This is a genomic window from Rhodococcus sp. NPDC078407 (assembly GCF_044542515.1).
GTDB lineage: Bacteria > Actinomycetota > Actinomycetes > Mycobacteriales > Mycobacteriaceae > Rhodococcoides.
Window position 1 is genome coordinate 89,960 of the sequence record NZ_JBITUQ010000012.1, and the last position, 15,446, is coordinate 105,405.

Annotated in this window: 13 protein-coding genes; 7 read left to right on the forward strand and 6 right to left on the reverse strand. The window is 64.3% G+C overall.

What is annotated here, in order from left to right:
- Window positions 1-91: 91 nt before the first annotated feature.
- Genes ACIGGF_RS14310 through ACIGGF_RS14320 form a run of 3 tightly spaced genes read right to left on the reverse strand, consistent with a single transcriptional unit; the run spans window position 92 to window position 5,192 of the window.
- Entirely contained in the window at window positions 92-1,351 is a 1,260-nt protein-coding gene (locus ACIGGF_RS14310) for an amidase (RefSeq protein ID WP_397521947.1), read from the reverse strand.
- Window positions 1,297-3,114: a hydantoinase B/oxoprolinase family protein gene (locus tag ACIGGF_RS14315; RefSeq protein ID WP_397521948.1), complete on the reverse strand. Its 1,818-nt coding sequence runs from the start codon at window positions 3,112-3,114 to the stop codon at window positions 1,297-1,299. The genes ACIGGF_RS14310 and ACIGGF_RS14315 overlap by 55 nt, the downstream gene beginning before the upstream one ends.
- Entirely contained in the window at window positions 3,111-5,192 is a 2,082-nt protein-coding gene (locus ACIGGF_RS14320) for a hydantoinase/oxoprolinase family protein (RefSeq protein WP_397521949.1), read from the reverse strand. The genes ACIGGF_RS14315 and ACIGGF_RS14320 overlap by 4 nt, the downstream gene beginning before the upstream one ends.
- 305 nt (window positions 5,193-5,497) lie before the next feature.
- Here ACIGGF_RS14320 and ACIGGF_RS14325 point away from each other — a divergent pair, with 305 nt between their 5' ends.
- The 6 genes from ACIGGF_RS14325 to ACIGGF_RS14350 all read left to right on the forward strand — a co-directional run bounded on the left by ACIGGF_RS14325 (window position 5,498) and on the right by ACIGGF_RS14350 (window position 11,511).
- A complete protein-coding gene (locus tag ACIGGF_RS14325; protein WP_032364336.1) occupies window positions 5,498-6,232 on the forward strand; it encodes a FadR/GntR family transcriptional regulator in 735 nt (244 codons plus the stop codon).
- A gap of 131 nt (window positions 6,233-6,363) precedes the next feature.
- The gene (locus ACIGGF_RS14330) at window positions 6,364-6,912 is read left to right on the forward strand and encodes a MaoC family dehydratase (RefSeq protein ID WP_032393090.1); all 549 of its coding nucleotides are present in this window, start codon (window positions 6,364-6,366) and stop codon (window positions 6,910-6,912) included.
- A complete protein-coding gene (locus ACIGGF_RS14335) occupies window positions 6,909-8,126 on the forward strand; it encodes a CaiB/BaiF CoA-transferase family protein (protein WP_219520115.1) in 1,218 nt (405 codons plus the stop codon). Before ACIGGF_RS14330 ends, ACIGGF_RS14335 begins: the two co-directional genes overlap by 4 nt.
- Window positions 8,123-9,493, forward strand: a complete 1,371-nt coding sequence (locus tag ACIGGF_RS14340) for an MmgE/PrpD family protein (RefSeq protein ID WP_397521950.1) — start codon at window positions 8,123-8,125, stop codon at window positions 9,491-9,493. Before ACIGGF_RS14335 ends, ACIGGF_RS14340 begins: the two co-directional genes overlap by 4 nt.
- Before the next feature lie 24 nt (window positions 9,494-9,517).
- Entirely contained in the window at window positions 9,518-10,681 is a 1,164-nt protein-coding gene (locus tag ACIGGF_RS14345; RefSeq protein WP_397521951.1) for an acyl-CoA dehydrogenase family protein, read from the forward strand.
- Window positions 10,678-11,511, forward strand: a complete 834-nt coding sequence (locus tag ACIGGF_RS14350; RefSeq protein WP_397521952.1) for an HpcH/HpaI aldolase/citrate lyase family protein — start codon at window positions 10,678-10,680, stop codon at window positions 11,509-11,511. The genes ACIGGF_RS14345 and ACIGGF_RS14350 overlap by 4 nt, the downstream gene beginning before the upstream one ends.
- Window positions 11,512-11,513: 2 nt before the next feature.
- On the opposite strand, the gene ACIGGF_RS14355 is transcribed toward ACIGGF_RS14350, so the two are convergent.
- From ACIGGF_RS14355 to ACIGGF_RS14365, 3 genes are read right to left on the reverse strand one after another with little or no spacing between them, the layout of a single operon-like run.
- Window positions 11,514-11,972: a hypothetical protein gene (locus tag ACIGGF_RS14355; RefSeq protein WP_397521953.1), complete on the reverse strand. Its 459-nt coding sequence runs from the start codon at window positions 11,970-11,972 to the stop codon at window positions 11,514-11,516.
- A complete protein-coding gene (codB, locus tag ACIGGF_RS14360; RefSeq protein WP_397521954.1) occupies window positions 11,953-13,263 on the reverse strand; it encodes a cytosine permease in 1,311 nt (436 codons plus the stop codon). Before codB ends, ACIGGF_RS14355 begins: the two co-directional genes overlap by 20 nt.
- A complete protein-coding gene (locus ACIGGF_RS14365; RefSeq protein WP_397521955.1) occupies window positions 13,260-13,724 on the reverse strand; it encodes a nucleoside deaminase in 465 nt (154 codons plus the stop codon). The genes codB and ACIGGF_RS14365 overlap by 4 nt, the downstream gene beginning before the upstream one ends.
- Before the next feature lie 145 nt (window positions 13,725-13,869).
- Between ACIGGF_RS14365 and ACIGGF_RS14370 the strand changes: the two genes are divergently transcribed.
- The gene (locus tag ACIGGF_RS14370; protein WP_397521956.1) at window positions 13,870-15,423 is read left to right on the forward strand and encodes a PucR family transcriptional regulator ligand-binding domain-containing protein; all 1,554 of its coding nucleotides are present in this window, start codon (window positions 13,870-13,872) and stop codon (window positions 15,421-15,423) included.
- The last annotated feature ends 23 nt before the right edge of the window (window positions 15,424-15,446 follow it).

A 15,446-nucleotide genomic window follows, 5' to 3' on the forward strand; every position in this document is an offset into this window, starting at 1 on the left:
AACAGCTGCCAACCACTTAAACATAAGATGTTTTGAGCGTCAAGGTGAGGTAAATACGGACAATGCCCGCCGATTGACCGCACGGTGCGGGTTAAAGATCAGATGTATGCGGTGGTATCGCCCGATGCCAGTCGGTCACCGACTGATAGCGCTCGCCCACGCCGAACAACGCGCCCTCACGGTGCGCCGCAGCGGTGAGTTGCGCTCCCACCGGCATGCCCGAGGACGGGTGGAACCCGACCGGCAGAGCCAGCGTCGGGCCGTCGTGCAACGACCACGGGTACGTGAATTGTCCCATCCGTCGTGAGAGCGCAACAACGTCGTCGCCCCCGTCCCTCGGGGGAACATCGACGGGCATGGCAGGGGTCAACACCACGTCGACACTCTCGAACGTGGCGGTCATGGCCTGACGGAACCGATCGCGGCCGGTGAGTGCACGGGCACGGTCGGACTCGGAAAGGCTCAGGCCCAGCGCTATTCGTTCGTAAGTCGCGGGCTGGAAACGGGAGGGCTCGGTGTCGAGCCGGTGCCGATGGCGGCGAGCGAGGTCGCTGTAGACAATCGTGTAGACGATGTCCTGAGCATCGGCGGCATGCCCCAGCTCGATGGGGACGATCTCGTACCCCAGTTCGGCGAAGGTGCGCACCGCAGCCGCGACGGTCTGCGCGACGCCCGGATCCACGTCCGCGGTGAGGAACATGGTGGGCACACCGATACGTGTCACGGCTGATGGTTCGGATGGAGTGGGGGACAAGACGTCGAATAGAGCCTTCACCTCGGCCACCGACCGCGCCATCGGGCCGACGGTGTCGAATTGCTCGCTCACCGGGAACACGCCGTCGTTGCTGATCGATCCCCAACTCGGGCGGAGACCGGTGATTCCGCACGACGCGGCGGGGAGGCGCACCGACCCGCCGGTGTCGGTGCCCAGGGACGCGTCGATCAATCCGGCGGCGACGGCAATCCCCGAACCGCCGCTCGATCCGCCGGGGACCCGAGCGGTATTCCACGGGTTGTACGACGGTCCTGCAGCCGAGTTCTGCGAGGTGACGCCGACGGCGAACTCGGCCATGTTCAGTTTCGCGACCACCGACCCGCCTGCGTCACGTAGGCGGGTGACGACCTCGGCATCAGCGTCGGCGACGTTGTGCTCGAGAAACTCCGACGCGCAGGTGGTCTCGACGCCGGCCACGTCGATGTTGTCCTTGACGCCGATGCGCAGGCCGGACAGGGGCCCTGGGGTGTCGTTCCGGTCGTCGATCCACCGGACGACACCGCCGAAGGTCCCGTCCTCGATCAGGCCGCGCTCCGGGCGCGCAGCTTGGCCGTCGCGTCCTCGTCGACCGTCCACGAATCGGTGTTCACGACCACACCGTAGTCGCGTCGAGCATCGTCCTCGGTGAGGTACTCGTCCCAGACGTCGCTGAGCACCTGGAAGGGATCACGCTCGAACGGGTTCCCGAAGCCGCCGCCCGAGGGGAGCTTGATCTCGAGCGTCTCACCGGAACGAATCGTCTCCTGAGTGACCTTGGAGTACAACACTTCCTCGCGGTCGGTCCCGGCGTTCCTGGTGAACGAGCCGGACACACCATTGTGTCCACCGAGGGCTCCGGCTGGAGGATCCGACCGGTTGTCGGCCTCGGACCCGAGGAACGTATCGGTCTCCATCAACCACTTACGCACACTGCCGATACCGCCGCGCCACTTGCCTGGTGCGGGAGCCTCGTCGCGCAGCTCGTACCGCAACGCACGCATGGCGTGGTTGAGCTCGAGCTCCTCGATCGGGTTGTTGCGCGTGTTGGCCATCAGAGCGTCGACAGCGTCCATGCCGTCCTTGCCGTTGCGGCCACCGTAGGAGCCCTCGTTGATTTCGATGTAGACCCAATAGGATTCGCCGTCCGGCGCGATACCGGAATAGGCGATGGCGCACAGAGCCGCAGACGATCCCGCGATCGCATGGTCCGGAAGAACCGGGGCCAGAGCCAGGTTGATCGAGTCGAACACCCGGTTCACCTGAGAGAACCGCGCGAAGCACGACGCGGGGAAGTCCGGATTGAAGATCGTGCCCTCGGGGGCATAGGCCTTGACGGGGCGGAAGCACCCGTCGTTCTGGGGAACGAATTCCTCGGTCAGATCCTCGTCGAGGAGGATCGTGCGAATGGCCGAGACGGCAACCGGGAGAACCGAACCCTCGAACGGGACGTTGAATGCGGTGGGCACCTGGCTGTTGGAGCCGGTGAGGTCGATGAGAATGTCCTCGCCCTCGACCTGCACCCGCACGGCCACCTTCAGTGGTTCGCCGCGGTTCTTGCCGTCGTCGTCGAGGTAGCCGATGGGTGCGGTGTAGCTGCCGTCGGGAATCTCGCGAATCTTTTTGCGTAGCATGGATTCGGAGTAGTCCATCCAGCGTTCGCCCGCGCTCATCACGGTGTCGAGGCCGTACTTCTCGAGCAGCTCGGTGAATCGCTTCTCCCCGATCCGCGAGCACGCGATCAGTGCTTCGAGGTCGCCGCGGTTCTGCTCCGGGGTACGGACGTTGTCGAGGATGTGCTGAATCAGGTAGTCGTTGCGGACCCCGGCCTCGTAGATCTTCATCGAGTCCATCAGCTTGCCCTCGGCCCACACGTCGACGACGTCCATGCACAGTCCGGGGAAGTTGCCGCCGACGTCGGACACGTGCCCGGTACACCCGGCGAAGCCGATGTGCTCGCCCTGCCAGAAGATCGGAATGATCACGCCATAATCGGGGGAGTGAGCCGCTCCGTGGTACGGATGATTGTGCAGCACCACGTCTCCGGGCTTGTACGTTCCGGCGAGGCGACGGTTGACGCCCTTGATGTAGGCGGGAATCGAACCACAGTGCATCGGAGTCGAATCCGATTCACACAGTTCGCGTCCGTTGATGTCGAAGATGCCCGCGCCGAGATCCTCGGACTCTCGGATGAGCGAGGAGTACGCCATGCGGTAGAGCACCTGGGCCATCTCTTTGGCCATCGACTGCAGAGCTCCGCCGATGACGCGCAGCGTGATGGGATCGACCTCGACGTCGTTCCAGGTTCGAGTGGATTCGCCCGCCAGTGACACTCCGGTGGTGGGCATCAGCGCCTTGCTCATGCGGGGTTCCTCTCGATGATGATGTGGCCGACGGCGTCGACGGTGGCGTGCTGGTTCATGCCGATGATCGTGGTGGAATCGAACTGCTCGACGATCGCAGGACCGTCGATCTCGTTGTTCGCCAACAACAACGACCGCTCGTAGACCGGGGTGTCCACCCACTGCGGCGCGGACGTCTCGTCCTGCCAGAACAGCGCCTGGGTGGTCGTCTTGATCGCGGCCGAGGAGTCGGCGGAGCCCACGGCGATGTCGGCGATCTGCACGTGCGGGACCGCACCCACGCCGGTGACGCGAACGTTGATCAGCTGCACGGGCTTGTCGTCGAACCGCTGAGAGTAGGTGCGTCCGTGCACTTCGTGGAATGCCTCCGCGACGGTTTTGACCCACACGTCGTCGATGTCGCCGTCCGGCGCGGCGACGCGGAGTTCGTAGCCCTGGCCGACGTAACGGCAGTCGACGCTGCGTTCGAGCGAAATGTTCTCGGCTGCAACGCCGTCCTTCTCGAGCTGCGCGACGGCGAGGGCGGACAGACGCTCGACCTGCTCCTGCAGCAGTTCGATGTTCGGGTCCGCAGACGACGTCCACACCGTCGTCGGCTCCTCGTAGCGGATGTCGGTGGTGAGCAGGCCGACGGCGGAGGTGATGCCGGGGTGACCGGGCACGATCACGCGCGGGATGCCGAGCTGGTCGGCGATCTGCCAGGCGAACAGCGGACCGGCACCGCCCTCGGCGATCAGTGAGAAGTCGCGCGGGTCATAGCCTTTGCGCACCGAGTGCAGGCTGATCGCCTCGGTCATGGAATGGGCGAGGATCTTGAAGATGCCCATCGCGGCGTCGTCGAGCGGGGTGTCGAGCTTGTCGGCGATGTGAGTCTGAATCGCTTCGCGCGCCAGCTCGGGCTTGACCTCCATGGTTCCGGACAGGAAGCTCTTCTCGCGCAGCCATCCCATCATCACCATGGCATCGGTGGAGGTCGGTTCGGTGCCGCCGTGTCCGTAGCAGGCGGGACCGGGAACGGCACCCGCACTGCGTGGTCCGACGCGGAACATGCCCCCGTCGTCGACCACGGCGATGGAACCGCCGCCGGCACCGATGGTGTCGACCTCGGCCATCGGCACCATCGCGTGGTAGTCACCGATTCGGGTGTCGAGCAGATGCTTCATCCGCAGCGCGCCGTCCGGGGCCACGCCGACATCCGCGGAGGTGCCACCGACATCGAGTGTGATGACGCTGGGGTACCCGGACGCCTTGCCGATGGCGCAGCCACCGAGTAGGCCGGCGACCACACCGCTGGTCAAGAGTGAGACCGGGATTTCGCTGGCGCTGCGAGAGGTGACGAGCCCGCCGGCCGAGGTCATCAGGTGCACGTCCTCACCGACCTGTGCAGCTTTGGCCTTACCGGCCAGATTCTCGATGTACTTCGAGGTCTTCGGTCCGATGAACGCGTTGAGCGCTGCGGTCGAAAAGCGTTCGTACTCGCGGTATTGCGGAGCCACCTCGCTGGACAGGGAGATGAAGACGCCGGGAAACTCTTCTTCGATGATGGCTCGCACGCGCTGCTCGTGCGTGGGGTTGCGGTACGCGTGCAGGAATGCGACGGCGATGGCCTGCACGCCTCGCTCACGCAGCAGTCGAACCTGTTCGCGTACAGCATCTTCGTCGAGCGGGGTCAGAATATTTCCTGCGGCATCGATGCGTTCGGGGACCACCCGACGGTTGCGTCGCGGCACGAGCTGCCACTTCTGCCACGGAAGATCCTGGTAGTTCGAGTAATTGAGAGGACGCTTCTTGCGCGCGATGTGCAGCAGGTCGCGGAAGCCCTCGGTGGTGATCATGCCAACGTCGCAGCCGTTGTGTTCGAGCACGATGTTGGTGGCCACGGTGGTGCCATGGAAGAACATGTCGATTTCGGACGGGTCGATCCCTGCGCGTTCGGCGAGAACTTTGATGCCGTCCATCGTGCCGATCGAGGGGTCGTGGTTGGTGGACGGGGTCTTGTGCACGACGACCGTGCCGTCGTCGTCCCACAGGACGAGGTCGGTGAACGTGCCGCCGACGTCGACTCCAATGCGTTTCATGCTGCGTCCGTTCTGTCGGTGCCCGAGGGGAGCGGGAAGGCGTGCTCCGCGTGTCCTACGAAGTCGTGGGGTCACTGCTGAGGTGACATGAGTCATAGTGCTGATGATCGACGGGAAAAGCAATACCTCTGATGTATTGCGTCGGCTTTGTCCAAATATTGGCCTGGATCAGGGCCGGTATGCGCATTTTCTTGCTAAAAAGCGGATGTATCGTCCGTCGTGATCTCTGCGTCTAGAGGCAGCGGCCAGGCTAAGCTCGAGCCGACCGGTCAGTAGAAACAGTCGAGCGACATCAGGGGGAAGACGTGGCCCAATCGGCTCCGCTCAAGGCGACCGCCAAGAGTGTCCCCGCGTATGCGGTTCTCGCCGGCCATCTTCGGAGCCGCATCCTCTCCGGTGAGCTGCAGCCAGGGGAGCGGCTACCCGGCGAAGCCGAGCTCACGGCCGAATTCGGCGTCGGGCGTAGCACTATTCGTGAAGCCCTCCGGTCTCTGGCCAGCCAGAACCTGATCGAGACGACCAGGGGAGTGACCGGTGGAAGCTTCGTCGCCGTCCCCAGCGTCGGACACATCAGTGAGCATCTGGAAACCGGTGTGGCCCTGATGGCCGCCGCGGAGACCGTCACCGTCGACCAGCTCATGGAAGTGCGCAACCTGATGGAGGTCCCGGCCGCGGGCATCGCGGCGTTCCGCCGCACCGACGAGCATCTCGAGCAGCTCAACGCGACCATCTTCGACCCCAACCAAGTGCAGGGACCCGAGACCTTCGCCAAGAACCAGGAATTCCACCTCGTCTTGCTGCGCGCAGCGCACAACCCCCTGCTCGAGCTCATCACCGCACCCGTCTTCCGTGTCCTGTCGGGCCGCTTCGGTCGTGACCATGCGCCCGAGGGCTTCTGGCAGTGCGTCGACAGCGACCATCGGGGACTGCTCGACGTGGTGGAGGCCGGTGACTCGATGGCCGCCATGGATCTGATGCGTAAGCATCTCGACCACCTCGGTGACTCGTACCGACAGATGGATCGACTCCGTAACCCGTAAACATCTGCTCTTTACCGAGTCGATTCACGTGAAGATTGCTGATTACCGGTTTTCTCGAACCCTTGACGCCATAAACATCTGATGTTTATGGTCTAGGTAAGGCACTCGCCAAACCGACACGAGGAGACACGGTGGCAATCCATCCGGCCGTTCTGGGGCGCTTCTTCGACGACTACGCCGTGGGGGACGTCTACCAACATCCCTTCGGGCGGACGATCTCGGAGACCGACAACACGTGGATCACGCTGCTGTCGCTCAACACCAACCAGAACCACTTCAACGCGCATCTGGCGTCGCAGAATCCCATCACCGATGGGAAGGTCATCGTCAACTCCGGCTTCACAGTCTCTGTGGTGCTGGGACTTTCGGTGATCGACATGAGCCAGAACGCGATCTCCAACCTCGCCTTCACCGACATCAAGATGTCCCACCCGGTCTATGCAGGCGACACCCTGTACGCCGAAAGCATCTGCACCGGGCTGCGCAAGTCCGAGTCACGCCCCTACGCCGGCATCGTCTCGATGATCACCCGCGGCCTCAATCAGGATGGCGTCGAGGTCATTTCGTGGAAGCGCTCGGTCATGGTCGCCACCCGCGACAGTGGCATCGGGCAGAACTACTTCCCCGAAGCGCAGAACGGCCCGCTCGAACTCCCCACGACGAAAGATTCCGACGCATGAGGCCACTCGAAGACGTCCGCATCATCTCCCTCGAGCAGTACGGCGCAGGCCCGTTCGGTAGCTTGCACCTGGCCGACCTCGGCGCGGATGTCATCAAGATCGAGGACCCCAGCGTCGGCGGCGACGTCGGCCGCTACGTCCCGCCCTACAACGAGGGTGAAGACTCGCTGTTCTTCGAGAGCTTCAATCGCAACAAACGTTCACTCTCCCTTGATCTTTCGACGCCCAGTGGGCGAGCGGTGTTCGAGGACCTCGTTCGTACCAGCGACGCCGTCTACTCCAACCTCCGCGGTGACGTGCCGGAGAAGATCGGCATCACCTACGACCAGCTCAAGCATCTCAATCCCGCAATCGTGTGCTGCAGCCTCACCGGCTTCGGTATGACCGGACCGCGGTCGAAAGAGCCCGGCTACGACTACATTCTGCAAGGTCTCGCCGGCTGGATGAGCGTCACCGGCGACCCGGACGGCCCGCCGACCAAATCCGGTCTGTCGCTGGTCGATTACTCCGGTGGATTCGTCGCCGCGATCTCACTGCTGTCGGGATTGCACGCGGCCAAGCGCGATGGCATCGGCGGTGACTGCGACGTCTCGCTGTACGACACGGCGATGTCGCTACTGACGTATCCCGCGACGTGGCATCTCAACGCCGGATTCGAGCCGATCCGCACGAAGAACTCGGCGCACCCCTCGCTGGTTCCGTTCCAGGCCTTCGAGGCAACGGACGGATGGCTCATCGTCGGTTGTGCCAAAGAGAAGTTCTGGGACCGGCTCGTCGTCGCCATCGACCGCCCGGATCTCGGTGCCGATCCACGGTTCACCAACTTCTCGCTGCGTGGGAAGAACCAGGACGTGCTGCTGCCGATCCTGGAAGAGGTGTTCGCTACGAACACCGTCGAGCACTGGCTCTCGAAGCTCGGCCCGGCCGGGGTGCCTACCGGCCCGATCAACGACGTCGAGCACGCACTGACCGAACCGCACACGCTCGCACGCAATCTCGTGGTCGAGACCGAGCATCCGGTGTACAACACCGTGCGTCAGGTCGCCTCCCCGGTGAACTTCGGATCCGAGGCCAAGCAGTACCGCCGAGCGCCGCAGCGCAACGAGCACTTCGACGACATCGTGCGCGACCAACTGGGCTACGACGACGAACGCGTCGCACAACTGAAGGCGGAGGGCGCCTTCGGTACGGCGAAGGACGAGGTGCGGGCGTGACCTCGACGATCCTGGCGGAGTGGGCATCGGGTGTCACCGTCGCCGATCTGTCCGAGGACGTCCGGCACGCGGCCGCGCGGCACCTGCTCGATGGCGTCGGTAATACCGTTGCGGCCCAACGGCTCGGCTACGGCCGACCGGGCTGGACAGTAGCCGACGCCCTCGGCGGCCCACCGGAGGCGCGGGCCCTCACCGGGACCCGTGGCCTCTCCGCGCCGGCAGCCGCCTTCGCGACCGGGGTGATGCTGCACTCGCTGGACTTCGACGACACGCATGCGGGTGCTCTGGTGCACGCGACGGCTGTATCTCTCCCTGCGGCATTCGCCGTCGGTCAGCAGGTATCGGCTACTGGTGCGGACGTGCTGACCGCTGCAGCTCTCGGGCTCGAAACCGCCTGCCGCCTCGGTGAAGTCAGCCCGCACGGGTTTCATGCCCGGGGTGTGCATGCCACGGCAGCGGTAGGACCGTTGACGGCCGCGCTCGTCGCCGGACATCTGTCGAAGTTCGACACCGAGACACTGGTCAACGCCCTGGGGATCGCCGGGTCGTCGAGTTCGGGTCTGCTCGAGTTCCTCGATACCGACGCCGACACCAAGGCACTGCATCCCGGATCGGCGAGCATGAACGGTGTTCTGGCCGCTCGACTCGCCGCCGCCGGAGCCACCGGACCAGCGTCGGTCCTGGAAGGTCGACGCGGAATCTACGCTGCGTTGACCGACCGGCCGACGAATTTCGCGGCACTGACGGAGGGACTCGGCACCCGGTGGGAAGCCACCCGCATCGGCATCAAGCCGTATCCGAGTTGCCAGCTGATGCACGTCACGCTCGACGCAGTGGCGAAGGCGCTCGGCGACAGTGCGGTTCAAGCAAGCGATGTTGCCGACATCGAGGTGTTCGTCCACCCCGATTCGAGTCCGTTCGTCTGCGGACCCAACACCGGGGTCGCGTCACCGCGCAGTACCTACGACGGCAAATTCGATCTGCCGTGGAGCGTGGCCGCTCTGCTGCACGACGGTGCCATCACCGTCTCGACGTACACCGATGAATCCATCGCACGTGAGGACGTCCTCGTCACCGCCCGCAAGGTACGGGTGACGAACCTACCGTCCGAGGTTCCCGCGGCAGCCGCGTCGGGCAGGGCGGTGCTCACGCTTACCGACGGACGAGTGCTCGACGCCTCCGTCGGCGGCAGCCAAGGATCCGCCGGGTTCCCGCTGAGCGACGACCGTCTGCTGGAGAAGTTTCTCGCCAACTGCGGCAACGACTCTCGTGCTACCGAGCTGGCCGACCGAATCCTCGGGTTGGTCGACGAAACCGACTTGACCGCCATCCTCGACCTCGCCGCAGCCATCGCGCCGGCACCCTGACACTTCAACCGACAGGACATCATCATGGACTTCACGTACGACGAGCAGCAGTCGGCCTTCCGTAAAGCATTGCGCACCTTTGTCGACAAGGAAATCATCCCCGTCGCGAACGAGTGGGAGAAGACGGGACGGTACCCCACCGAGATCGTCGAACACATGAAGGCCATGGGCCTGTTCGGCATCACGACGCCGGAGGAGTACGGCGGCCTCGACCTCGACAAGGTCTCGTTCACCCTGGTGTACGAGGAGCTGGCCCGCGGCTGGATGGGCGTCGCCGGAATTCTCGGCAGCCACAACCTCTCGTGCTGGATGATCGGCAAGCACGGCACCGAGGAGCAGAAGAAGACTCTGCTGCCCAAGCTCGCGTCGGGTGAATGGCGAACGGGTGTTGGTCTGACCGAGCCCGGTGCCGGCACTGACCTGCAGGGCATCAAGACCACTGCGAAGCGGGACGGCGACCACTACGTCGTCAACGGTGCCAAGACGTGGATCACCAACGCCCGGCACGCGAATGTGCTTCCGGTACTAGTCAAGACCGACACCACCACGACCCCCGCGCACAAGGGAATGTCGCTGCTGTTGATCGACACCACGACCGACGGTTTCGAGGTGCAGCGCGACATGGGCAAGCTCGGCTACAAGGGCACCGAGTCGTGTGAGATCACGTTCACCGACGTACGTGTTCCCGTCGACGCAGTGCTCGGTGGGGTGGAGGGTCGTGGTCTGCAGCAAGCACTGTCCGGTCTCGAGATCGGCCGGCTGAACATCGCGGGTCGCAGCGTCGGCATTGCACAGGCCGCCTACGACGCCGCCCTCGAATACGCGAAGCAGCGCACCGCATTCGGTCAGCCCATCGCCGAGTTCCAGGCGATCCAGCTCAAGATCGCCGACATCGCGACCCAGCTGCAGGCCGCACGTCTGATGACGTACTGGGCTGCATCACAGGCAGATTCAGGCAAGCGCGTGGACATGGAAGCCGGCATGGCGAAGTGCTTCGCCTCCGAAGCCGCCATCACCGCCAGCCTCGAAGCCATGCGTATCCACGGTGGCTACGGCTACTCCACGGAATTCGTCGTCGAGCGCCTCTACCGCGACGCCCCGCTGATGGCCATCGGTGAGGGCACCAACGACATCATGCGCACCGTCATTGCTAAGTCCCTCGTCGCGGGCACGGGCGTCATCGGATGAGGTCGGCTCTGACGTACCTCTACGTCCCCGGGGACGTGCCGGAGCGTTTCGACAAAGCATTGGCGTCGGGCACGGATGCGGTGGTGCTGGATCTGGAGGATGCCGTCACCGCGGCGAACAAGGATCGCGCCCGCGCGACGGTAGCCGAGTGGGTTGCTGCCTGCGAACCGGGTGAGGTGCAGATCTGGGTGCGAGTGAATCCGGGACCGTTGCAGGAGGCCGATATTCGCGTGGTCCTGCACCCGAAGCTGACAGGTATCTGGCTTCCGAAGGTCTCCTCTGCTCGGGAGATCGAACAGACCGACGCTCTACTGAGTGGCAGTGACGCGGTGGTCTCGCCTCTCATCGAGACTGCCGCGGGAGTGTTCGCGGCCCTGGAGATTGCCCGAGCGCCTCGGGTCAAGTTCCTTCAGATCGGCGAGGTGGACCTCGCCGCCGATCTGGGCGTCGACGGTTCTGCGGAGTCGATGTCGTTCGTGCGTGCTCAGGTGGTCGCGGCCAGCGTGGCGGCGGGGATCGATCCACCGCCTGCTGCGGTGTCGCGAATTTTCCGCGATGCCGATGCGTTCGAGGCCGATACTCGCACTCTGGCCGGTCTAGGTTTTGTCGGGCGTGCGTGTATTCATCCGGCGCAACTCGCGCCGGTGCGAACGGTGTACGTGCCGTCCGAAGACCAGGTACGGGAAGCAGAGGAACTGCTGGCCGACCTGGAACGTGCCACCTCGGGTGTTGCCGTGGACAGCAAGGGATTTCTGATCGACGAGGCCGTTGCCCGAACCGCTCGACGAGTGGTGGAGCGTGGTGCCAAGCGGGAGACGATCAGCAGCTGACGTCAGCCGAAGGCGATGTGAAGCCCCACGCTGGCAGTGGCCCCACCGGCGCTGAGGATGAAGTTGTGTCGTCCTTCGTCGCGGAACACCATCTGCATCGGCAGGAACCAGAATCGATTTTCGCCGGTGAAGCCGGCACCGGGGATCTGCAGGCCCCGCTGATTCACGATGTGTTCGCCCGTCGCGTCGAGCACCTCGAGCGTCGCGGGAAAGTCCTTACCTATGTCGTCCGGTCCTGTCTGCAGTAACGCGACCAGACGGCATTCGAGCATGCGGGTGTCGCGAGGGACGGTGCAGGTGTCCCATACACCGCCGAGAATGTCGAGCATGTCTTCGCTGACCCGCGCGTACTCGGCGAAGAACAGCCCGGTGATGATTATCGGCTTCGGCCACCTCTTTCGACCGACACTGGCGTCGGGGTTGACAGTCGTGTCGACAACCCTAAGCGGCCAGGGAGCCATCTGCTGACGCAGCGCCGCGTCGATGCAGAACCACCGTCAGTGCGATGGCGACCACGATGCCGATCAACGGCGGAATTCCGATGTCGAGTTCCCCGGACAGCCACGCAAGGAACGCCGTGAAGGCATAGACCGCGAGATGTCGACAGTGCACCAGCGGGGGAGTGTGCCCTTCGGGTATGCCCTGACGCCAGCGGCACAGGAAGTCCCCGATGAGAACACCGCCCAACGGTGGAATGAAAGTGCCGAGCAGACTCAGATAATCGACCAGATGGTTGTGCACACCGACGAGCGCGAGCAGGGTTCCGATTGCGCAGCCGCCGATGATGAACGGTGCCTTGCGGGGATGCCGAAACATTTCTGCGCCGGCGACGCCGAAGGCATATGCGGTGTCGGCGTTGCTCTTCCACAGGTTGCCGAACAGCAGGATCAGGCCCCACCCGACGAGTCCCAGGTTGTAGAGAACCAGAACGAAATCGCCCTCACCGAAGGTGATTGCTCCGATCGCCCCGAAGAGAATCATCATTCCGTTGCCGACGAGGAACCCGATGATGCACGCCCACGCCGCTTGCGACCCGGATCGCGCGAACCGAGTCCAGTTTGGCGCCTGTGTCCCCGCCGAGACGAAGGTGCCGACGACGGTTGTGATGGCGAGAGTGACCGTCATGGTCGTCGTGGGTGCGATCGACGTCAGACCGGAGAACCCACCGACCTCGTCGAGAGATCGGGAGACCACCCAACACGCCAGGGCGATAATCAACGGCGTCGACACGACCGAGACCCAATACATTCCGCGGTATCCGTAGCACGCAGTGATGCACATCAGGATGCTCGCGCCGATCATCACGGCCGCCCGCGCGGCATACGACTCCCAGCCCAACGCCTGCGAGGTGAGCTCACCGATGGTGCCGATGATGACGCCATACCAACCAATTTGCGTACCACCGAGGAGCAACGACGCAAGCTTGGATCCGCCGGTGCCGAAGCTGTAACGCGCCATGAGCACGGTCGTCAAACCTGTACGTGCACCGGCAAATCCCATCATGGCCACGTACGCGCCTAAGATCGCTGAGCCGGCGACGATCACCAGGATGAGGGTCCAGAAACTGAACGCCGTGCCGAGTGCAGCGCCGGCCAGCATTGTCGGCGTGAAGATGGTGAAGCCCAGCAGAACGATGGCCAACGAGAAGAACGGCCTGCGGGCACTGCGGGGCACGGGCGTGACGGGGTAGTCCAGGTCTACCGGTTCGTCGGCCTTTTGTGCGGTGGACTCGTGATCGGCTCGGTTGCTCATGCCTCCTCGCCGATGTCTTCGAGCCACAGGCCTGGGCGCTCCTCCAACATGCGTTCCATGAGCTGCAGACAGGCGGGGTCGTCGACGACGTCGAGCTGTACCCCATGGTCGCGCAACAGACTCTCCGACATCTCGAAGGATTGGTTCTCACCGATGACGATTCGCGGAATTTCGTACAGCAATGCGGTTCCCGCACACATGAAGCACGGGGACAGTGTGGTGTAGAGGACGGATTTGCGGTACACCGAAGCCGGTAGTCGCCCCGCTCGCTCGATGCAGTCGGTTTCGCCATGACGAATTGCGCTGTCCATCTGCACGCGTCGGTTCCGTCCCACCGCCAGTACTTCGCCGTCGTGCACGAGTGCCGCGCCGATCGGGACGCCGCCCTCCTCCCAGCCGATCTGTGCCTGCTCGATTGCAAGTCCGAGGAAGTACTCGTCGGTGTGCGCGGGATCGGTCACGGGGTCCTCCTGAAGCGTCTACGAAACGGTGAGGGTGATGCGTGCCATCAGTCGACCAGGCCTCGCACAGATTGCCAAGGGACAACGTGTCACTCGAGCAATAGTCGATCTGGAGCACTGTGTCCCACCGGCGGAGCATGAACGAATGCTGCCGACACTGCGAAACGTTCTGGCGCTGCCGTCTTTCGAAGCGGCTGCTGTCGAGGTACTCACGGGCTTACCCGACACCGTGGTCGTCCGCTGGGTGCATTCGTCCGAGGTCTACGAGATGGGCGGCTTGCTGTCGGGCGGAGAGCTGTTGTTGACCACCGGACTCGGCCTCCAGGGACGATCGGCCCAGCAGCTGACCGCCTACGTCGACCAACTGGCCGACGCGGGATGTGCCGCTCTCGCAATGGAAGTCGGGCGCTCATTTCTCGTGGCACCGCCGGAATTGGTCGAGGCCGCGCGTCGCCGAGGGGTGGCATTCCTGACGCTGCACACGATCGTCCCATTCGAGCGGATGGTCGAGGACTTCCACGACCTCATGATGAGGCGCCGGCTCGGAATGCAGCGCACCGGCGAGCCGGTCTGGCATCAGCTCATGGACCTCGTCGTGGCGGGGCAGGGCATGACTGCCCTACTCGATGCGATCGCACGGCTGGCCGGCTGTGGCGTCGATCTGCTCGACGCGGAGGGCCGCGTCGTCGAACACAACGCTACCGCTGCGCCGCGATCGGCCGATGAAAAAACGGTCCTCGACGTGCGCGGACCCGCGGGCTCGCTCGGTCGGCTCGTGCTGGCCGGACGGACCACTCCACGGCGCTCGGCCATCGGTCACTGCGCGGCCGTCGCGGTAGCTCTGGAACTCGGTCGACATCCCGGCCTCGGCCCCCGACAGTCCCGTGCACAGGCCGTGATCACCGATCTCGTGGGAGGCACGTCGACCTCACACGGTGACCTCGTCGAGCGCCTCGGCGCAGCCGGTTGGGCACCCACCGAAGGCCACCATGTTCTGGTGGCCGCCGTCGACGTCGATCAACGAACTCCGGCGCGCGAGCTGTTGATTCCGGTTCGAGAGGCGGTCGAGTCCGTCCTCGGGCGGTGTTTGGTCGGGGTGGCTGCGAACCACGTCGTCGTGCTCGCGCAGGGCTGGGTGCAGCCGTCGCCTGCGCGAGTTCGCTCCGCGTTCAGTGAGATCGAGGCTCTGCTCCGCGGCGGATCTCATGGTTCGGCATTGCGCACGATCGGTGCGTCGGCTCCGGTCCTCGGGTTGTCTCACATCTCCGATGCGATCGGCCGAGCGCGTGAGGTGGTCCAGATCGCGCGGCGCTTCGGAACTCGCACCGGTGTTCTGTGCGCTCGCGATATCGGTGTTCAACGGTTGCTGGGCGCGTGCGTACCGGCCATGATCACGGAGTTCGTCACCGAACAGCTCGGTGACGTGATCGCTTTCGACACCGAACACTCTGCCGATCTCGTGCGAACCCTCGATGCCTTCGTGGCGAACGGCGGTAGTAAAGCCCAGACTGCGATCGGACTGGGCATCAGGCGACAGTCTCTCTACGCCCGGTTGTCGCGACTCGACACGCTCCTGGGCACCTCGCTCGATGATCCGACGCACCTGGCCGGTCTGGGACTCGCTCTGACGGCGTGGCGTATGCAGACCGGGCTCGACCCGCAGGCCGCATTCGCGCGTACATCGCGCTGCGGAAGCTGACCCCACTCGATCGGGAACGTCGT

Coding starts and splice junctions, on each gene's coding strand:
- ACIGGF_RS14315 (WP_397521948.1), bottom strand. CDS start 3,114: ATGAGCAAGGCGCTGATGCCCACCACCGGAGTGTCACTGGCGGGCGAA.
- ACIGGF_RS14320 (WP_397521949.1), bottom strand. CDS start 5,192: ATGAAACGCATTGGAGTCGACGTCGGCGGCACGTTCACCGACCTCGTC.
- ACIGGF_RS14335 (WP_219520115.1), top strand. CDS start 6,909: ATGAGGCCACTCGAAGACGTCCGCATCATCTCCCTCGAGCAGTACGGC.
- ACIGGF_RS14345 (WP_397521951.1), top strand. CDS start 9,518: ATGGACTTCACGTACGACGAGCAGCAGTCGGCCTTCCGTAAAGCATTG.
- ACIGGF_RS14350 (WP_397521952.1), top strand. CDS start 10,678: ATGAGGTCGGCTCTGACGTACCTCTACGTCCCCGGGGACGTGCCGGAG.
- ACIGGF_RS14355 (WP_397521953.1), bottom strand. CDS start 11,972: ATGGCTCCCTGGCCGCTTAGGGTTGTCGACACGACTGTCAACCCCGAC.
- codB (WP_397521954.1), bottom strand. CDS start 13,263: ATGAGCAACCGAGCCGATCACGAGTCCACCGCACAAAAGGCCGACGAA.
- ACIGGF_RS14370 (WP_397521956.1), top strand. CDS start 13,870: ATGCTGCCGACACTGCGAAACGTTCTGGCGCTGCCGTCTTTCGAAGCG.